This window comes from Amycolatopsis sp. NPDC023774 (assembly GCF_040639695.1).
Lineage (GTDB): Bacteria > Actinomycetota > Actinomycetes > Mycobacteriales > Pseudonocardiaceae > Amycolatopsis.
On the sequence record NZ_JBFAAJ010000005.1, the window covers coordinates 271,932 to 290,353 of the forward strand.

Here is an 18,422-nt window from a genome sequence, read left to right on the forward strand (position 1 = left end):
TCCATAACGTTCTCGGCATGACGAACGCACAGGTCACGGCCCTGCACAACGGACTCATCGGATTCCTCGCGGTGTGGGGCACGCTGCTCGTCCCGCAGCTCGTGCTGCAGCTGGCGCGCTACGGCCGCCCGCGGCTGCGCGGCCTCGTGACCACGGCCGCGGTCGTCTTCTACGCGTGCATGGCGCTCGCGGTCGTCTTCCTGCCGCTGCCGAGCGCGAACGGCCGTCGGCTCGAGCAGACGGTGCAGCTGCGGCCGTTCCAGTGGATCGCCGACATCCACACCGAGCTGGTGAAGCACGGCCTGCCGGCCGCGCACTGGTTCAGCACGCAGACGTTCCAGCAGGCGGCGCTCAACGTGCTGCTCTTCGTGCCGCTCGGGATCTTCGCCCGCATCCTGTGGCGCCGCGGCCTCGTCGGCGCACTGGCCGTGGGCGCGACGGTGTCACTGGCCATCGAGATCACGCAGCTCACCGCGAACTTCGGGACGGCGCCGTTCGTCTACCGCATCTTCGACGTCGACGACCTCATGACCAACACCTTCGGCGCCGGCCTCGGGTGGCTCTTCGGCGCCCTGCTGCTCGCCCTGCGCGGAATCCCTTCAGCGATCCACGCTCAGCCGGCCGGGCGCGAGCGGATCGACTTCGCCCAGACGCGCTAGCCGCGCCTTGCGCCGCAGCGCCGCCCGCTTGGCGGCGCGCCGGTCTTCCAGAACCACGATCAGCGAGGCGGCTGCCAGGATGAGGGCCACCAGTGCGAGGACAACCCAAAGCTGCACGCGGGCTCCTCCCTACGACGTTGTGCGAGAGATCACACAGGCTACCTAGATCGGTACCTGATCCGCTACCCCGCGTGCCGAGAACCAGTCCCGGTCAGCGGTCAGCCACTCGTCGAAGGTCAGATCGGCCGAGGTCAGCGTCTCGGACAGCTCCGGAAAACTCAGCCGCCGGCAGGTGAATTCCTGGCGCCACCCACGTTCGGCGGCTCGGTAGCGCACCGTCGCGGACAGCAATTCGCCCTCGCGGACCACCTCGTGCAGCGAAACGGCGATCTCCCCGAGGAGCCCGCCCGGACCGTCGGCCACGTGGTCGAACCACTCAGGCGGGTGCCATTCGACGAGCAGCCGCCCGCCAGGGGCGAGGTGCCGGAGAGCCGCCGTGAGCCGCGCGTGGCACTCCGCCGGATCGGCCGTGTTGACCAGGTGGCTGCCGAGCAGGACCACGTCGAACGCGCGGTCCAGCCGAAGGTCGCCGATCCGCGCGCACACCGTTTCGGCGCCACGGACGTGGACGAGCATCTCCGGCGACTCGTCGACGGCGACCACGGCATGGCCGAGCTCCAGCAACGGGTGCGTCACGCGCCCGCAGCCGCTGCCCAGCTCCAGGATCGACGCTCCGGCGGGCACGGCGCCGTGGACGATCTCCGGTTCGCCGGCCGCGGGCAGCCGCAGGTAGAGGTCCACGGAGCAACCGTCGGGCGTCGTGGTCATGCCGGACAGCGTGCCCGAAACTGGAGCAATGCCCATCCGACCCACCAAAGACCAGCTCGCCGCCGCGCAGGACAAGGTCATTCCCGACGTCATCGCGCCCGGGTTGGACGTGCTGTTCTGCGGGATCAACCCCGGGCTCTACTCGGGCGCGCTGGGGCTGCATTTCGCGAGGCCGGGCAACCGGTTCTGGCCTGCCCTCCACGCCGGGGGCTTCACGCCGCGGCTGCTGGACCCGAGTGAGCAGCACGAACTCCTCGACCTCGGCCTCGGGATCACCAACGTCGTCGCCAGGACCACCGCCCGGGCGGACGAGCTCACCGACGACGAGCTGCGTGAAGGTGGCAAGTCGCTCGTCGAGAAGGTCCGCGAGAACAAACCCCGCTGGCTCGCCGTGCTGGGCATCACCGCGTACCGCACCGCGTTCGGCGAAAAGAAGGCCGCAGTAGGCCCCCAAGACCGCGTGATCGGCGAGGCTGGGGTGTGGGTGCTGCCCAACCCGAGCGGCCTCAACGCCCACTGGACGCCTGCCGGCCTGGCGGGTGAGTTCGCCGCGCTGCGTGCACGGGTTGTCACGTAGCGACCAACTTCCGGGTACACCCTCAGTAGCAATCGGACGAGCCACCCTTGCCGCACGGGGCCAAAAAGCCGCAGATCACGCACCCTTTTCTACAGAGAGTTTGCTGCAACCGGCCGATACGGCCATGAGGGGGAAACCGCGTCACAAGCGCCTTCCGGAGGAGTCGAATCAAGGACAAGGTGTCATTCCTGTCCGATCCCAGCAGGGGGGATCGGGTGGTGCCAGGACGGCACGCCGGGGGGCGTGCGCGGGCGTCCGGCGACCCGGGAGCGACCTGGAAGACGGAGGCCCGAGATGCGCGGCATCGAGCCCCACCGAACGCCGGCTTTGCCCGGACAACCGACCGCGAACCGCAGCCTGGGGGTGGCTGTAGTCGATCCCATCCCGATCTTCCGCGAGGGCCTCGCGTCGATGGTCCACCGAACGCCGGGGCTGCACTGGGCGGGCCAGGCGGCCAGCCACCACGCCGCGATGCAGCTGTGCGAGCAGGTGCGTCCCGACGTCGTGATCCTCGATTCGGCGCTCGACCCCCACTGCCACCTCACGAAGCTGCTCAACTCCGGCGACCCCGCCGTGATATTGGTGACGCTGGTGCGCGACGTCAACCGCACGCAGCAGTACCTGGCCACGGCCATCGCGGCGGGCGCGCACGCGATCGTGCCGCGGGCGGTGGACCCGCGGCGGCTGGCTGAGGCGGTCCGGCGCGCGCACATCGACCGGCGCTACATCGACCCGGCGCTCGCCGCGCTCACCGCGCGGCCCAAGCGCCAGCCGTCCCCCAGGGCGGCCCCGGCGGAGGAGCACCTGACCCAGCCGAAGGGCGCCATGCCGCTGTCGCGCCGCGAGTACCAGGTGCTTCAGCTCGTGGCCGAAGGGCTGGAGAACTCGGCGATCGCGAAGCTGCTGTTCCTCTCCGTCGAAACGGTCCGGACGCACGTTAAGAGCATCCTGCGCAAGCTTTCCGCCCGCGATCGCACGCACGCTGTGACCATCGCGTTCCGCAGCGGCATCCTCGTGCCCCACACCGACGACACCCACACACCCGTGCCCGTCGACCGTGCGGTGGCGCGCGGCACGCCCTGAAGCCGGCTTCCTGGTCGATGTCGGTTTTTCGGCTGAATCCAGACCCCTGGAAGGGCGGAACCGCTTGCTCCAGTTACTCGTAGGTAATATCCTGAAGTTACCGGCGAGTAAGGGAACATGTGCCCGGCCGGAAAGCCGAACACGACACGGAGTGACGACATGGGCCACTACAAGAGCAACGTCCGAGACCTGGAGTTCAACCTCTTCGAGGTACTCGGCGTGCAGGACCGCCTTGGCAAGGGCGTGCTGGCCGAGTCGGACGAGGAGACCGCGCGCGGCGTGCTCTCGGAGCTGAACAAGCTCGCCACCGGCCCGCTCGCCGAGTCCTACGCCGACGCGGACCGCAACCCGCCGGTGTACGACCCCAAGACCTTCAGCGTGAAGATCCCCGAGTCGTTCAAGAAGAGCTACAAGCAGCTCCTGGACGGCGAGTGGTGGCGCCTGGGCCTCACCAACGACCTCGGCGGCTTCGGCCTGCCCCCCACGGTGCAGTGGGCCGCGTCCGAGCTGATCCTCGGCGCCAACGCCCCGCTGTTCATGTACATGGCGGGCCCGAACTTCGCCATGATCGTGAACAACAACGGCACCGAAGAGCAGAAGCGCTGGGCGCAGCTCATGATCGACCGCCAGTGGGGCGCCACCATGGTGCTGACCGAGCCCGACGCGGGCTCCGACGTCGGCGCCGGCCGCACCAAGGCCGTGAAGCAGGAGGACGGCTCCTGGCACATCGACGGCGTGAAGCGGTTCATCACCTCCGCCGAGCACGACATGAGCGAAAACATCATGCACCTCGTGCTGGCGCGCCCGGAGGGTCCCGGCATCGAGACCAAGCCGGGCACCAAGGGCCTTTCGCTGTTCCTCGTGCCGAAGTTCCACTTCGACTCCGAGACCGGTGAGCTGGGCGAGCGCAACGGCGCCTTCGTGACCAACGTCGAGCACAAGATGGGCATCAAGGCGTCCACCACGTGCGAGCTGACCTTCGGCCAGCACGGCACCCCGGCCAAGGGCTGGCTGCTCGGCGAGGTGCACAACGGCATCGCGCAGATGTTCCAGGTCATCGAGTACGCCCGCATGATGGTGGGCACCAAGGCCATCGCCACCCTGTCGACCGGTTACCTCAACGCGCGTGACTACGCCAAGGAGCGCGTGCAGGGTGCCGACCTGCCGAACATGCTCAACAAGACCGCCCCGCGCGTCACCATCACGCACCACCCGGACGTGCGCCGTTCGCTGATGCTGCAGAAGGCGTACGCGGAGGGCCTGCGCGCCGTCTACCTGTACACGGCGTCGTTCCAGGACCAGCTGTGGACGCAGGACGGCGATGAGGCCTCGCTGAAGCTGGCACACGGCATCAACGACCTGCTGCTGCCGGTCGTCAAGGGCGTCGGCTCGGAGCGCGCCACCGAGCAGCTCGTGCAGTCGCTGCAGACGCTCGGCGGGTCCGGCTTCCTGCAGGACTACCCCATCGAGCAGTACATCCGCGACGCGAAGATCGACTCGCTGTACGAGGGCACCACGGCCATCCAGTCGCTCGACTTCTTCTTCCGGAAGATCGTGCGCGACAAGGGCCAGGCACTCGCGTTCGTCGCCGGTGAGATCACGAAGTTCATCGAGTCCGAGGCAGGCAACGGCCGGCTCAAGAACGAGCGCGCCCTGCTGAAGCAGGCCCTCGAGGACTCGCAGGGCATGCTCGGCGCGATGATCGGCTACCTCACCGCGTCGCAGGAAGACCCGCAGAGCATCAACAAGGTCGGCCAGCACACCGTGCGCCTGCTGATGTCGATGGGCGATCTACTGGTGGGCTGGCAGCTGCTCAAGCAGGCCGAGGTCGCCATCGCCAAGCTCGACGCCGGCGCGTCGGCCAAGGACGTGCCTTTCTACGAGGGCAAGGTGGCCGTGGCGTCGTTCTTCGCGAAGTCCGTGCTGCCGGAGCTGTCCTCACGCCGCGCCATCGTCGAAGGCGCCGACAACGCGCTGATGGAGCTGGACGAAGCGGCTTTCTGAGCCTCGTTTCCCCTGCGGACGCCCCCGGCCGATCTCGGTCCGGGGGCGTCCGTGTTTCTTTCGGGTGACTTCACCTGCCGCGAATGGCCGTGACCGGGCACGCGGGGGGTGTAATCAGGACTGCCGCAGGTTTCGGTCGCCCGCCGCAGGGGCACTCCGGGACCAAGTCCGCGGCAGGACCGCGGACCCCATCAGGCATGAGGAGTGACGATGACTATTGCAGGCATCATCAGTGCCGTCGTGATCGGTTTGATCCTCGGCCTGCTGGGCCGACTGGTCGCGCCCGGCAAGCAATCGATCCCGCTCTGGCTCACCATCATCGTGGGTATCATCGCGGCCTTCATCGGCACCGCGATCGCTCGCGGCATCGGTTACGCCAACACTGACGGCATCGACTGGCTCGAGATCATCACCCAGGTGGTGCTCGCCGCGGTCGGCGTGACGCTGGCCGCGAACCTCTACGGCAGGCGCAGCGTCAACAGGTAGCCTTGATCCACTTCGGACGGCCCGGCCCGCTCAGGCGGCGCCGGGCCGTTCTTTGTGGACTGCCGACGTAGTCGGTCAGCAGATCACGATCGGCTGCGGCGAGTACGTGGTTTTGCGCGTTTCCTCGCGGACCTCGTTGCCTGTGGCCAGGTCGCGGAACACGCGGGTGTCGGTCACGGTGAAGCCCGGCGCGCCCATCGACGAGTGGCACGCGCCGTCGGGTCCGGGTCCGAACTGGACGGTCGGTGAGACCTCGTCCGATGTCCCGCCGGTGCGGCCCTCGACGAGGTAGTGCTTCGTGCCCCAGATCCGGACGGTGACGGAATCCCCGCTGACACTGGCCTGGACCGCGAAGCCCGTGTCGTCGTTGTCAGTGATCTTCAGCTCCACCGGGTTTCCCGCGTCGTCGATGGCTTTCGCGTCGCGACCGGCGGGGTAGCGGTCGAGGTAATGGTCGTGGGCGAGGTGGCCGCCGTCGCCGAGGCCGGCCAGATAAGCGGCGTTGTACAAAGTGGACGCCAGCTGCGAAACCCCGCCGCCCACCACGGAACGACCGGTTCCGTCCTCGTTCACGGGAGCGCTGACGTAGCCGTCGGCCGCGCTCCGCGCCCCCGAGCGGGCGCCGAGGCTGAACGTGTCGCCGGGCTTCACTAGGGCACCGGAGACGCGGTCGGCGAGCGTGCTGATGTTCGTGGCCGCGGCGCCGGAGAAGCCGTTCGTGGTGAACTCGCCGATCACCTCCTTGATGCCCAGCGCGTTGGCGGCGTCGGTGGACAGGCTCGGCTTCGTGGCGTCGTAGGCCACCGGCAGGTCACGCCCGGTCGGCTTGGCGAGCACGGCGGTGAGGGGCTTGAACGTGTTGGCCCAGTTGATCTTCCGCGCGTCTTCGGACGGGTTGACGGTCGGCGCGCCCGAGGTGAACACGATCTCCGCGTTGCGCCCGTCGGTCTCGGTCGAGGCGAGGTCGGACTCCACCGCCTGCTGCAGCTTGCCCTGGTCGATGCGCAGCTCGAGCGATCCGCCGTCGCGCGGCGCGAACTGGAACGACGCCGCCATGGCCGCCGGCTTCAGCGCGACGTCCTTGCCCTGCCCGTGCAGCACCACCGGCGCGGCGACGGCGGGGGAGACGACCTGGTCCAGCAGCGCGTGAACGCCTTTCGACGTGGCTTTTGCCGGCGTCACGGCCATCCGCAGCGTGACGCCGCCGGGCGCGAGCCAGTCGTTCGCCACGGTCTGCGCGGCCGCGCGCACGTCGGTGAGCTCCTGGCCCTGGCGCGGCTCCACGGGGTACGCCGTGACGGCGCCGTCGTCGCCCGGCTGGAAGCCGATGCTGCCCTCGACGAGCGGATGGTTGAGCTTTTCCGCCGCGAGGGTGCCCAGCGCCTGCACCACCAGCTCCTGGTCCGAGCGCGTGACCACGCCGACGTCGCGCGTGGTGAAGAACGACAGGAACCGCGTGATCGGGCTCAACGGCTGGTGCCCGGCCTGCGCGAGCGTGCCCGGCCAGTCGAGGCCGAGGCCGGACTCCGAGGGCACCATCGACGTCGTGACGTCGCCCGCGTGGAGGGTCACCGGCTGCGTCAGCCGCGGCTGCAGCTCCGCGCGCAGCTTCGCCTCGGCCTCGGTGTGGGAGAGGCCGCCGACCTCGACGCCCGCCACGAGCACCCCGCGTGGCACGTCGCCGGCGCTGGTGACGAGGTCGATCGCGTACAGCAGCACGAAGAGGCCCAGCGCGCAGCCGACGATCATGAACGTGCGCGCGACGCCTTTGCGCACGCGCCGCTCCGGCGTCTCCGGCAGGGGCGGCCCGTCGACGACGGCGAAGATCTCGGTGGCGAGGTCGTCGTCTTCGCGCTCCGGCAGCAGGTCGTCGACGAAGAGGTCCTGTGAGGTCTCGTCTTCGCGCACGCCTGCCCTCCCGTGGCCGGGGAGCTACAGGTAGAGCCCCGTGCCGTGTTCGGTCCGCTCGGTGGCGACGGCGTGGATGTCCCGTTCGCGCAGCACGAAGTGGCCCTCACCCTGGATCTCGACCTCGAGCTGGTCCTCCGGGTTGAAGAGCACGCGATCGCCCTGCTTGACGTTGCGCACGCTGTTGCCGACGCCCAGTACATCACCCCAGGCGAGCCTGCGCGCCACTTGCGCGGTCGCGGGGATCACGATTCCGCCGCTGCTGCGGCGCTCGCCCTCCTCCGGCGACAGGCGCACCAGCACGCGGTCCTGCAGCATCTGGATCTGAAGCTTGGGCTTGTCGGGCACGTCCCCAATGCTACTGACCGGGTGACGCCGCCTTCGGCTCACCCGCCATGACCAGGCTGAGCGTGCGCTCACCATCGCGTTCGAAGCGCACCGGCACACCCCAGTCCTGCCGCGTGATGCGGCACGCGGGGTGCTCGCCGCCCTCGTCGCAGCTGGCCGCCTGGGCGACGACCTGCAGCACGCCTTCCGTTACGCCGTCGGCGAACCGGATGCGGCGGGTGAGGTCGGTGCCGATGCCGGCGCCGTCGGCGAGCAGCTCCGGCGGCGACGCGCTGACCTCCAGCCGCGTGGACGGGCCGTAGCGGTCGTCGAGCTTCTCACCCGGCGGCGGCGTGAAGACCACGGCGAACTCGACGTCGCCGGTGGCGAGCACCGTCGGCGGCCGGCGGACGGCGTTCTTCTCGCCGGCCACGGTCGTGACCTGGGCTCCGACTGGCGCGAGGCGGTTGCCGGCCGACTCGACGACGAGCAGCTCACCGTCGTGCAGCAGCAGGCCCTGCGGCTCGGCGAGTCCGGTGGCGATCGTGGTGACCTCGCGGGTGAACGGGTCGTAGCGGCGGACGGCGCCGTTGTAGGTGTCGGCGATCGCGATGCGGTCGCCGGGCAGCAGGACCAGGCCCAGCGGATGCTGCAGCAGCGCTTCGTCGGCCGGGCCGTCCGCGTGGCCGAAGGAGAACAGGTCCGTGCCCACAGCGGTGTGCACGGTGAACGTCTCGCCCTCGGGCTCGATCCAGCGCAGCGCCGAGGTTTCCGCGTCGACGAGCCACAGCTTGTCGGCGTCGGGCGCGAGGCCGGACGTCTGCGCGAAGAACGCTTCGCTCACTTCGCCGTCTCGCAGGCCTTCGACCGTGGTGCCCGCGAAGCGGCGGATGACGCCGGAGATCGGGTCGAAGACGCTGAGCGTGTGGTTGCCGGCCATGGCGACCACGACGCCGCCGGCCGGCGCCCACCACGCGACATCCCACGGGCTCGTGAGGTCGGTGTCGAGGGCTTTGCCGGTGTCCGTGCCGTTGCGCCACTGGTTGCCGGTGCCGGCGACGGTGGTGACCTCGCCGGTGTTGAGGTCGAGGCCACGCAGGCGGTGACCCGCGGTGTCGGCGACGACGGCGTGGTAGCCGGCACGCTGGGCAACGTCGTTGGGCAGCAGCGCGATGCCCGCGGGCTCGGTGAAGCTGGCGAGGTCGAACGGCCCGTCCTGCGCGCCGCGCTCGCCGCTGCCGAAGCGGCGGATCACGGTCTCGCCATCGGACGCGAACTCGACCACGGAGTGGTGCCCGGTGTCGGCGACGAGGATGCGGCCCTCCGCCGTGGCGACGGCCTTGCTCGGGAAGCGCAGCTCTGTCTGCTGCTCTTCGATCGGCACGTACGGGTTGCCGCCGCGGCGCAGCGTGCCCTTCGCGGCGTGCTTCGCCACGAGATCCGCCACGACGCGCCGCAACGCCTCGCCGTGCCCCTCGCCCGCGGCGACGTGCACGACGTAGCCCTCGGGGTCGACGATCACGAGCGTGGGCCACGCGCGCACGGCGTACTGCGACCACAGCTCCATCTTCGGGTCGTTCACCACGGGGTGGTGCACCTCGTAGCGGCGCACGGCCGCCTCGATCGACGCGCGCTCGCCCTCGTGCAGGAACTTCGGCGAGTGCACGCCCACGGTGACCAGGACGTCGCTGAATTCTTCTTCGAGCGGACGCAGCTCGTCGAGCACGTGCAGGCAGTTGACGCAGCCACTGGTCCAGAAGTCGAGCAGCACGATCCGCCCGCGCAACTGCGCGAGGGAGAGTCGCCGGCCACCGGTGTTGAGCCAGACGTCGCCGGTCAGTTCGGGTGCGCGTACTCGCGCCTGTGCGGAACTCACGCGACGAGTGAACTACAGGTGGCTGCGGTGTGTTCCGTCAGCCACGGTCTGAGAGAAGAACCTCACCCCGCCGAGGGAGGGTTGTTGTCCGCCCGTCAACGCGGCGGAAAAGGGCGCGCGAGGCCGTGTGGGCGGTACGTACGCTTCTTCGTATGTCACACGTCCAGCAAGTCCTCACCGTGGAGGAGGCCCGCACGCTGCAGGAAAGCCTCGGGGAGCCCCTGCGCCCGGGCTTGTCGGAAGCCGAGCTCACCGACGTCGAAGCCCAGTTCGGCTTCCGGTTCTCCCTGGACCACCGGGCGTTTCTCACCGCCGGCGTCCCGGTGGGTGACCGGTGGCCCGATTGGCTGCACGGCAACCCCGACCACCTGCGCAAACGCCTCGACTGGCCCGTCGACGGGTTGCTCTACGCGGTCGAGCACAACGGCTTCTGGCACCCGTCGTGGGGTGCGCGACCTCGCGTTTTGTCGAACGCGCTGGCTTGTGCTCGGCGGTTTCTGGCCGTGGTGCCGCAACTGGTACCGGTGTGCGGGCACGCTTATCTGCCGGGTATCGCGGCCGCGTCGGGGTATCCGGTGCTGTCCGTTTACCACGCTGACGTGGCGGTTCGCGGCTGGGACCTGCGCGGCTACCTGCGGCACGAGTTCGGTGCCGAACCGCTGGCCGAGGAGCCGGCTGACGCGCGTCAGGTCGCGTTCTGGTCGGAGTTGACCGAGTGAGGCTTTTCGGTTTCGTCAGCTGTCGCGGCGCACCATGCGGCCGAAGCCGGCCGCGACGGTCGTCGCGAGGAGCCAGCCGGAGACGGTGAAGCCGGCGGCCACCCAGTTGTCCGCGCCGTGCATGTACCAGCGCGACTTGTTGCCGAAGTCGACGATGGGAACCAGCAGGTCGGCCGTGTAGATCACCGGGTTCCACTGGAGCCCGGTGTCCTGCTGGTTGACCAGGCACCGCGGCCCGCTGACGGCGAAGCGGCCGGGGTTCTGCACGCAGTCGTCCGAACCGAGGCCGAACCACAGGCTCCCGAGCACCAGCAACGTCAGCAGCCACCCCAGCGCCCGCACCGGCCGGTAGCCGTAGCCGACCATCGAGCGCTGCAGGAAGCTCCACAGCCGCACGCCGGGGCCGAAGATCTTGAACCCCTTCGCCAGTGCGTCGTAGCGGAACTGCTGCTTGCGCAACCCGACCGTCGACGCGTGTTCCTCGCTGCCGGCCGCGCGCAGGGTCGCGGCGAGCTGGTCGTACGGGCCGGGCCGGTAGCCGCGCATCGCCTTGCTCAGCAGCGCGATGCGGTGGTCGAGGGTGCGGTCGTCGTCGAGGGGGATGCCGCGTTTCAGTGCGTCGTAACGGAAGTCGTCGAGCTCGATGCCGTCGGTGGCGGCCCAGAACTCCTCCGTGTCGCCGAGGGTCCCGCAGTGCGCGCGGCGCAGCACGACACGTCCCGCGGGCGGCGCGCGGAAGCCGAAGAGGAACTCGTCGGCCGTCACGTCGCTCGCGTCGAGCGCGATCCGGTGCGACGGAAGGGATCCGAGCTGCGCGCCGCCGAGCTCGAGGCGTCGCGCGATCTGGGCGCCGTCGAGGTTGACGCCGCCCTCCGCGACAAACGGGCGGTCCTTGTTCTCCGTCAGCACCAGGTCACGGCCGATGCGCGCGGTCCGGACGTCCAGCGAAAAGCTCGACGACGTCCGTTGCCCCGGCTCGGTGAGCTTGCTGCCGTAGAGGTTCACGCTGCCGCCCACCTCGACGCCCTGCAGGCGCACGGTGCCCTGCAACGTCGCGTCGGTGAGCTGGAAGTTTCCCGCGATCTTGGCGCGGCGCGCGGAAAACACGTCGCGGCCGGGGTGCAGGAACATCGAGTTCCACGCGAGGAAGTTGCCGCCGATCTGCACGTCGGCCATGCGTAGCTGTCCCACCGGCACGCGCAGACTGGTGGCCTCGACGTCACCGCCGATGGACGACCCGTCGAGGTGCAGCGCGCGGTCGTAGTACGGCGTCGCACGGCCACGCGCCATCGTGATCTCCGCGCCGGCCAGCCTGAGCGAGCCACCGATGCGCGCGTTGACCATGCGTAGCGTGCCGAACGCCTGCAGCCCGTCGGACAGCTCCAGGTTGCCGTCGACCTTCAGCCGGTCGGCGACGAGCGCGGGCCGCGGGTCGAGGTACGGGTCGTTGGACTTCCACGCGTCCACGGCCACCGGCCCGCGCTGGTCCACGGTGAGTTTCGCTTCCCGCAGCACGATGTCGCTGTCCACAGTGGCGCTCGGAAAGTACATGATCCCCTTGGCGGAGAACCGTTTCCGCTCAGCCGCCGGGCCGTAATTGTCCACTTCGCACAGCAGGCTGCCGCCGATGTGGATGCCGTTGCCGTTGAACGCGAAGCCGTCGGGGTTGTCGAACGTCGCGCCGGAGAAGTTCACATTGCCGCCCGTGCGCATGCCCGGCACGCGCACCTCGCCGCGCGCCACCATGCGGTACGCGAGCAGCGCGCCCGTGATCACGAGCCGGTCGGCCTGCATCGCCTTGCCGTGCGGGTGCTTGATGGTCGTGCGCGTGAGCACGACCGAGCCCTCGATCAGGGCGTCGGTGAGGTTCACGGCGGCGTTGGGCATGCCGCGCTCGCGATCGTCGCCGCGCATGATCGTCGTCTCGGGGATCTCACTGTCCTCCGGCCCGACCTCCACCACACTCCGGATCAGCCGGACATCGTTGCGGCTCCTGAGATTGCGCGCCTTCAGTCCCGGCAACCAGCACTTCCGGAAGACGAGCCCGAGCACGTTCGCCTCGCGCACATCCGGCGGAAACTCGAACCGGCACCGCTCGAAGCGGAACAGGTACCCCGACTCGGCGGCCCGCAGGTCGAACGTCCCGGTGATGTACGCGTCCTCGACCTGCACGATCGGCGCGTTGGTCGCCTGCCTGCGCCACCTCAGGATGCCGCCCGTGCCGGGTTTCAGCAGGTCCGCGGCCTTCACCTCGTACCTCTTGTCGGGCACCCCGGCAAACGGATCCAGCGGCGGCAGCGTCGTGTCGGTCGGCACGTGCCCCCTTCGTGGCCGCGGTGTCGTGTCCAGCGAATCGGAACCCGCGCAGGGGCGCAAGCGGCCTAACGGAGTAGCCCGGACGGCTGCGGTCAGGGTGTGCACTGGTTGCTTACAGATGATCACGAAGCGTATTAGGAATGACCTGCGCTCGCACACCTTTTCAACGCTGGACGAGCTTCGAAGCCTCGCCGGGTGATCTTGCGGGAACCGATTCTGTGGGTGCGTCGTCCCTGTTAAGGTCACTTGCTGGAGCTGAAGCTGAACAGAGGGTAGGCCGCACCACGACGCGGCCCGTGCGGGGAGGCACGACATGCCAGACGGACAACAGGGCGGCCTGCAGGGCGTTTACAACCAGAACCTGACGCCGGGACAGCCGGCGCCAGCCAACTCCGGGCTGCTGCCGGGCTCGAACACAGCTACGCCGCCTGGGCAGCCTCCGGACTACAAGGCGCTCGGCGCCGGACAGGCCAAGGCCGACTTCGCCGCCGCATCCGGCAACGGCAGCTGGGAGTTTGACCCCGAGGCGATGGACAAGGTGATCCAGCAACTCGACGACACCGTCCAGGGTGACTACACGACCGCCGGCAACGAGGCCGACTATCTGGCAGCCATCCAACCGCCTGGTAAAGAAATCGGCAGCATGCAGTATGCGGCGACAGCAAACGAGTCCGGACGATCATATCAGCAGTTTCTGGCATCATCGATCGAATACACAAAGGCATACCGCGACACGCTGATCGATATTCGAAAAGCTTATCAAAATCAGGACCAAGCAGCGATCGATGCCCTCAAGAGCAGCGGAAAGGCCGACTGAACCATGCACTACCGGACCCGAATTGGCGCGGCCGCACTGGGTGTCGCAGCACTACTCCTGACCGGGTGCAGCGGTGAGAAGTCGGGAAACGCCGCGACGCCAATGCCATCCTCCGCCGGCCCTTCAGGAATTAATCTTCCGGCGAACGGAGCGCCGAACGTCGCCGACCCGATCACCAATACCTCCAAGGTCGAGTCAGATCCGTGTGGTGCCGCCACTCAGGCCGATGTCGAATCGCTGGGTGGCAAAGTCGCGAGCAGTCGAGTAGACGACCTCGACGGCCTCGGCAAAGAATGCGTCTGGGTGTATACGAACCAGTACGGCAACATCGCCGCCGGTCTCGCTACCGGAAACACCAATGGTCTGAGCGGAATCTACTATCAGCACACCCACGGTGGTCTCACCACGTTCCAGCCCCAGCCAAGCGTCGAAGGCTACCCGGCAGTCACTTACACGAACGGCGGCGAGACGTCCGGTAAGTGCACACTCGCCGTGGCCGTGCGGAACGACCTCGTCTACACGATCATCGCCCGATTGGACACCGGAAACCCACAGGTGGACAACCCGTGCGCAACGGCGACGAAGTTCGCCGGCATACTTATCGGACATTTGAAGGGGATGTAGGCCATGACTTACAGTGGCTTCGACATCTTCACGCTCATTCACGATCCCGGAAAGACCAACACCCTCGACCGCGCTCAAAGCGCGTCCTCGAAGTTGAAGACTGTTCACGAGAACATCAGTCAAACCATGGTCCAGACCCAGACCGCGCTGAGCGCGTTCTGGAAAGGACAAGCGGCCGACAGTGGGACTGCGGGTTTGTCCCCGCTGATCCAATCGTCGCAGATCACCGCCGAGAACCTCGATAGAGCTCAGCGGTCGATGCAGGAACAGTCCTCGGCATTCGTCCACGTTCGCGACAATGCAAGAAACGTGCCAAAGGACAGGGCCAACGACAACACGCCGGAAGACTGGCTGTCGTTCGGCGCGAGCGACGACGAAAAGGCGGCCGCGAAGTTCGACGCCGATACGAAGTTCAACGTCGACCTGTACGAGCCGTACTACCAGAGCACCCAGCCTCGTCGGACGACGCTCGCCCCCGACTACCCGGCGGCGCACGATCCCAACGTCTCCGCCAGCGGCATCACGCCTGATCAAGTCACTCCGCTGACGTCCAGTGGTCCCCACAGCTCCGGCAGCGGTGGCCACTCGTCCGGACACTCCGGCGGGTACACCCCCGGCCCGTCCACCTACTCCGCCCCTCCCGGAGCGGCCGGCTATCACGCGCCTCCTCCGCCAGGGCACTCGAGCGCCGGCGTGAACACGCCGCCGGCGAATGACCGCACGAGTGCCGCCTTTGCGGCGCCGACGCAGACGCCGGGTGGCCCCGGACCGTCGTCGTGGCAGGGGTCCGGCGGGGCTGGGGTCAATGGGCCCGGCGCCGGAGGTGGTTCGTTCACGCCGGGGTTCGGGCCCGTCGGCGGCTTCGGTGGCGGGATCGGCGGCGGTGGCGGCTTCGGACCGGGCGGCAGCCGAGGCGGTTTCGGTCCCGGCGGGAGCGGCGGCTTCGGCCCCGGAGGGAGTGGCGGCGGCGCGTCGAGCGGGGGTGCAGCCGGCGTCGGTCGTGGTGTCGGCGCGGGGGCGGGCGCTGGGGCCGGCGCGCTGGGCGAAGGTGCGGGCGCAGCGCGGCCCGGTGGGATGGGGGCGGCCGGCGCGAAGGGCCAGCCCGGTATGGGCGGCATGGGTGCCGGCGGTGCGAAGGGCGGCAAGGGGCCCGAGGACGAGGAGCACCAGCGCAAGATCCTCCTGTCCGAAGAGGACCCGGATTCCATCTTCGGCGGGTACGACGGCGACAAGCCCACCCCGCCGGTGATCGGCGCGTAGGGAAGCGCCGAGGGCGGTCGGCGGGTGGTCGGCCGCCCCACCGGGCCGGGTGATCTTGGGGGAAGCGCCCTTCGCGGCGGTTGAACCCTGTTAAAGTCACCTAGCGAAGCGGGACCTGAACAGAGGGTAGGCCGCACCCCAGTTGGAGCGGCCCGTGCGGGGAGGCACGGCAGCGATGCCGGACGGACATAGCGGCGACCGGTCGCTTTCCGATGGCAAGCAACAATCCCGTTGATGCCGGCAGCCGAAGTCTGACAAAGGGGGAGTGGGAAAGTGCTGCGCAAGCCGGTGGAGTTGAGCCTGCAGACGTACGAGGTGCTGCTCGATCGGCTCAACCTCGGCGACATCCACCCGACGCTCGTGCGCGGGGCGTTGTGGTACTCGCCGGACGAGCGGAAGCAGCTGGCGGCCGACACGGACGCGGAGCTGAACCAGCGGGGGCTCACGCGCGGCGGCCGGCTGGACGACGACTTCGTCGAGGTGCTGCAACTGCTGCAGCGCCCCGGGGTCGAGTACTACTCGTGGGTGAAGTCGGACAAGGGTGAGCGCACCGTGCGCGCCGCGGCGAGTGGGCGGGACGCGGTGACCGTGGTCGCGGTCAACCAGGTGCTGTACATCGCGCCTTGTTCGGCAGATGCGTTGGCGCGGGAATTCTCGATGCTCCTGCCCGAGGCGCCGCCGGCGCGGATCGCGTCGTTGAACTGCTCGGACGCGGACTTCAACGCGATCAAGAGTGGCGTCATTCCGAGCTCGACGAGCCCGAGTATCCGCGACGCCAAACAGGTGGTGCAGTGGCTGCGCGCGCCGAAGACGTATTTCGGGCGGCTGTACGTCGCGATCAGGGACAGCCGGGGAAAGCGCTTGCGGAACGAGAATCCGCCGGGGTGGATCGACACGGAACAGGGACGGATCCTGTTCGGCGTGGACAAGTCCGGGTGGATCAGCCTGGCCGGCGCGGGGCCGCAGGACCTCGTGAAGAAGGTGCAGCAGCTGGAGAACGAGCTGCGCAGCGGGCGCTGAGGTTCCCGCGCGCTGACGTGAACAGCAATGTGGCCGCCTCCCCGCAGGGAAGCGGCCACACCGGCAAATCAGGCGTTCGGGCTCAGGACCCGGGCCAAGAATTCCTTCGTGCGCTGGTGTCGCGGGTCGCCGATCACCTGGGCCGGCGGGCCCTGCTCGACGACCACGCCGCCGTCCATGAAGAGGACCTTGTCGGCCACCTCGCGGGCGAACTGCATTTCGTGGGTCACCACGACCATGGTCATGCCGTCTTTGGCGAGCTGGCGCATGACGCCCAGGACGTCGCCGACGAGTTCCGGGTCCAGGGCGGACGTGGGCTCGTCGAAGAGCATCAGCTTGGGCTGCATGGCCAGCGCGCGGGCGATGGCGACACGTTGTTGCTGGCCACCGGAAAGCTGGGCCGGGTAGGAAGACGCTTTGTCCGCCAGGCCGACGCGGTCGAGGAGTTCCAGGGCGCGCTGGCGGACCTCGGAGCGGGGTTCGCGGCGGACCTGGACCGGGGCCTCCATGACGTTCTCGAGCGCGGTCATGTGGGGGAAGAGGTTGAAGCGCTGGAACACCATGCCGATGTCCTTGCGCTGGAAGGCGACCTCTTTCTCCCGCAGTTCATGGAGCTTGTCGCCTCGCTGCCGGTAGCCCACCAGCACTCCGTCGACGTACAGCCGGCCGGCGTCGATTTTCTCCAGGTGGTTGATGCAGCGCAGGAGGGTGGATTTGCCGGATCCAGAGGGGCCGATCAGGCAGAGAACTTCGCGTTCGTGGACCTCGAGGTCGATGCCTTTCAGCACGTCCAAAGAACCGAAGCTTTTGCAGATCTTCTGCGCGGAAACGACGGGGGTCATCCGATACCTCCGCTGCCCTGGCGCCCCACGCGGAACCCGAACATCCGAGTGCCCCACCTGTTCTTTTCCGTAACGCCGCGCGTGGTGCCGCGGGCGAAGTGGCGTTCGATGAAGTACTGGGCGACCGTGAGGATCGACGTCATGATCAGGTACCAGATCACCGCCACCAGCAGCAGCGGAATGGTCTTGAAGTTCTGCGCGTAGATGGTCTGCACCGCGACCATCAGCTCGAAGTACCCGATCACCACGACCAGCGACGTGGTCTTGAGCATCGAGATCGTCTCGTTGCCCGTCGGCGGAATGATCACACGCATCGCCTGCGGAAGAATGATGCGCCGCAACGTGGTCGTGCGCTTCATCCCCAGGGCCGACGACGCTTCGAGCTGACCGGAGTCGATCGACTGGATGCCACCGCGCACGATCTCCGCCATATACGCGGCTTCGTTCAGGCCGAGGCCCAGCAGCGAAGCCGTGAACTGGTTGATGAGCGTGTTGGTGTCCCACGAAACGAACTCCGGGCCGAACGGAATGCCGAGGCCCAGCCGCGGGTACGCGAACGCCAGGAAGTTCCAGAACACCAGCTGGGTGATCAGCGGGGTACCGCGGAACAACCAGACGTAGATCCCCGCGGCACCCTTCATGAGCGGGTTCGGCGAAAGCCGCATCACGGCGAGCAGGACCCCGCCGACGATGCCGATGAGCATCGAAATCACCGTCAGGATCAACGTGTTCTGCAGACCGCGCAGCACTCGGTCGTTGAACATGTAGTCCCAGACGGTCGGCCAGTCCAAGTTGACGTTGGTGACCACGCTGCGGACGACGATGAACGCCAGGAAAAGAATGATCACCCCGGCCGCCCAGCGCCCGTAGTGGCGCACTGGGACGGCCTTGATGGGTGTCGTGTCGACCGGCGCCTCCACGGTCGGAGGAGCGTCGAAGTTACTGGGCACGAGAACTGCGTCCTATCTACGGCTTCAGGAAGCCGGGTTGATCTCCGACGTGGTCACGGCGCCTGCACCGGACAGCCCCCACTTGTCGAGGATCTTCTTGTACGTGCCGTCGTCGATCAGCGCCTG

Annotated in this window: 18 protein-coding genes and 1 pseudogene; 10 read left to right on the forward strand and 9 right to left on the reverse strand. The window is 68.4% G+C overall.

The window, feature by feature from the left end; translation table 11 throughout:
- The first annotated feature begins 17 nt into the window (after positions 1-17).
- Entirely contained in the window at positions 18-659 is a 642-nt protein-coding gene (locus AB0F91_RS16105; RefSeq protein ID WP_360598254.1) for a VanZ family protein, read from the forward strand.
- On the opposite strand, the gene AB0F91_RS16110 is transcribed toward AB0F91_RS16105, so the two are convergent.
- Positions 600-776, reverse strand: a complete 177-nt coding sequence (locus AB0F91_RS16110; RefSeq protein ID WP_220245205.1) for a hypothetical protein — start codon at positions 774-776, stop codon at positions 600-602. The genes AB0F91_RS16105 and AB0F91_RS16110 overlap by 60 nt on opposite strands.
- A 45-nt stretch (positions 777-821) precedes the next feature.
- On the reverse strand, positions 822-1,487 hold the full coding sequence (locus tag AB0F91_RS16115) for a class I SAM-dependent methyltransferase (protein WP_360598255.1): 666 nt from the start codon (positions 1,485-1,487) through the stop codon (positions 822-824).
- Positions 1,488-1,515: 28 nt separating this feature from the next.
- Between AB0F91_RS16115 and mug the strand changes: the two genes are divergently transcribed.
- The 4 genes from mug (at position 1,516) to AB0F91_RS16135 (ending at position 5,637) form a co-directional block, all read left to right on the forward strand.
- Entirely contained in the window at positions 1,516-2,064 is a 549-nt protein-coding gene (gene mug / locus AB0F91_RS16120; protein ID WP_360598256.1) for a G/U mismatch-specific DNA glycosylase, read from the forward strand.
- A gap of 294 nt (positions 2,065-2,358) precedes the next feature.
- Positions 2,359-3,147, forward strand: a complete 789-nt coding sequence (locus AB0F91_RS16125; RefSeq protein ID WP_360598258.1) for a response regulator transcription factor — start codon at positions 2,359-2,361, stop codon at positions 3,145-3,147.
- 159 nt (positions 3,148-3,306) lie between these two features.
- Positions 3,307-5,151, forward strand: a complete 1,845-nt coding sequence (locus AB0F91_RS16130) for an acyl-CoA dehydrogenase (RefSeq protein ID WP_360598260.1) — start codon at positions 3,307-3,309, stop codon at positions 5,149-5,151.
- 210 nt (positions 5,152-5,361) lie between these two features.
- The gene (locus AB0F91_RS16135; protein WP_360598262.1) at positions 5,362-5,637 is read left to right on the forward strand and encodes a GlsB/YeaQ/YmgE family stress response membrane protein; all 276 of its coding nucleotides are present in this window, start codon (positions 5,362-5,364) and stop codon (positions 5,635-5,637) included.
- A 75-nt stretch (positions 5,638-5,712) separates the two neighbouring features.
- On the opposite strand, the gene AB0F91_RS16140 is transcribed toward AB0F91_RS16135, so the two are convergent.
- The 3 genes from AB0F91_RS16140 to AB0F91_RS16150 are packed head-to-tail and all read right to left on the reverse strand — an operon-like array spanning position 5,713 to position 9,748.
- Positions 5,713-7,545, reverse strand: a complete 1,833-nt coding sequence (locus AB0F91_RS16140) for a VanW family protein (protein ID WP_360598264.1) — start codon at positions 7,543-7,545, stop codon at positions 5,713-5,715.
- Positions 7,546-7,569: 24 nt separating this feature from the next.
- Positions 7,570-7,863 carry a co-chaperone GroES gene (locus AB0F91_RS16145; protein ID WP_360598303.1) on the reverse strand — a complete coding sequence of 98 codons (294 nt, stop codon included), beginning with the start codon at positions 7,861-7,863 and terminating at the stop codon, positions 7,570-7,572.
- 40 nt (positions 7,864-7,903) lie between these two features.
- Positions 7,904-9,748, reverse strand: coding sequence for an NHL domain-containing thioredoxin family protein (locus tag AB0F91_RS16150; RefSeq protein ID WP_360598266.1), 1,845 nt, complete (start codon positions 9,746-9,748; stop codon positions 7,904-7,906).
- A 152-nt stretch (positions 9,749-9,900) separates the two neighbouring features.
- Between AB0F91_RS16150 and AB0F91_RS16155 the strand changes: the two genes are divergently transcribed.
- Complete coding sequence (locus AB0F91_RS16155; RefSeq protein WP_360598268.1) at positions 9,901-10,467, forward strand: hypothetical protein; 567 nt, start codon at positions 9,901-9,903, stop codon at positions 10,465-10,467.
- 15 nt (positions 10,468-10,482) lie between these two features.
- On the opposite strand, the gene AB0F91_RS16160 is transcribed toward AB0F91_RS16155, so the two are convergent.
- Positions 10,483-12,783 carry an oxidoreductase gene (locus tag AB0F91_RS16160; RefSeq protein WP_360598270.1) on the reverse strand — a complete coding sequence of 767 codons (2,301 nt, stop codon included), beginning with the start codon at positions 12,781-12,783 and terminating at the stop codon, positions 10,483-10,485.
- Between the two features lie 313 nt (positions 12,784-13,096).
- On the opposite strand from AB0F91_RS16160, the gene AB0F91_RS16165 reads away from it, so the two are divergent.
- The 4 genes from AB0F91_RS16165 (at position 13,097) to AB0F91_RS16180 (ending at position 16,504) form a co-directional block, all read left to right on the forward strand.
- Positions 13,097-13,600: a PE domain-containing protein gene (locus AB0F91_RS16165; RefSeq protein WP_360598272.1), complete on the forward strand. Its 504-nt coding sequence runs from the start codon at positions 13,097-13,099 to the stop codon at positions 13,598-13,600.
- A 3-nt stretch (positions 13,601-13,603) separates the two neighbouring features.
- Complete coding sequence (locus tag AB0F91_RS16170; protein WP_360598273.1) at positions 13,604-14,224, forward strand: DUF3558 domain-containing protein; 621 nt, start codon at positions 13,604-13,606, stop codon at positions 14,222-14,224.
- Between the two features lie 309 nt (positions 14,225-14,533).
- Entirely contained in the window at positions 14,534-15,484 is a 951-nt protein-coding gene (locus tag AB0F91_RS16175; RefSeq protein WP_360598274.1) for a hypothetical protein, read from the forward strand.
- Positions 15,485-15,757: 273 nt separating this feature from the next.
- Positions 15,758-16,504, forward strand: a complete 747-nt coding sequence (locus tag AB0F91_RS16180) for an ESX secretion-associated protein EspG (RefSeq protein WP_360598276.1) — start codon at positions 15,758-15,760, stop codon at positions 16,502-16,504.
- 68 nt (positions 16,505-16,572) lie between these two features.
- On the opposite strand, the gene AB0F91_RS16185 is transcribed toward AB0F91_RS16180, so the two are convergent.
- The 3 genes and pseudogenes from AB0F91_RS16185 to AB0F91_RS16195 all read right to left on the reverse strand — a co-directional run.
- On the reverse strand, positions 16,573-17,346 hold the full coding sequence (locus AB0F91_RS16185) for an amino acid ABC transporter ATP-binding protein (protein WP_360598279.1): 774 nt from the start codon (positions 17,344-17,346) through the stop codon (positions 16,573-16,575).
- Complete coding sequence (locus tag AB0F91_RS16190; protein ID WP_360598281.1) at positions 17,343-18,296, reverse strand: amino acid ABC transporter permease; 954 nt, start codon at positions 18,294-18,296, stop codon at positions 17,343-17,345. The genes AB0F91_RS16185 and AB0F91_RS16190 overlap by 4 nt, the downstream gene beginning before the upstream one ends.
- A gap of 24 nt (positions 18,297-18,320) precedes the next feature.
- Positions 18,321-18,422 (reverse strand): annotated as a pseudogene (locus tag AB0F91_RS16195) (ABC transporter substrate-binding protein); the annotation flags it as partial.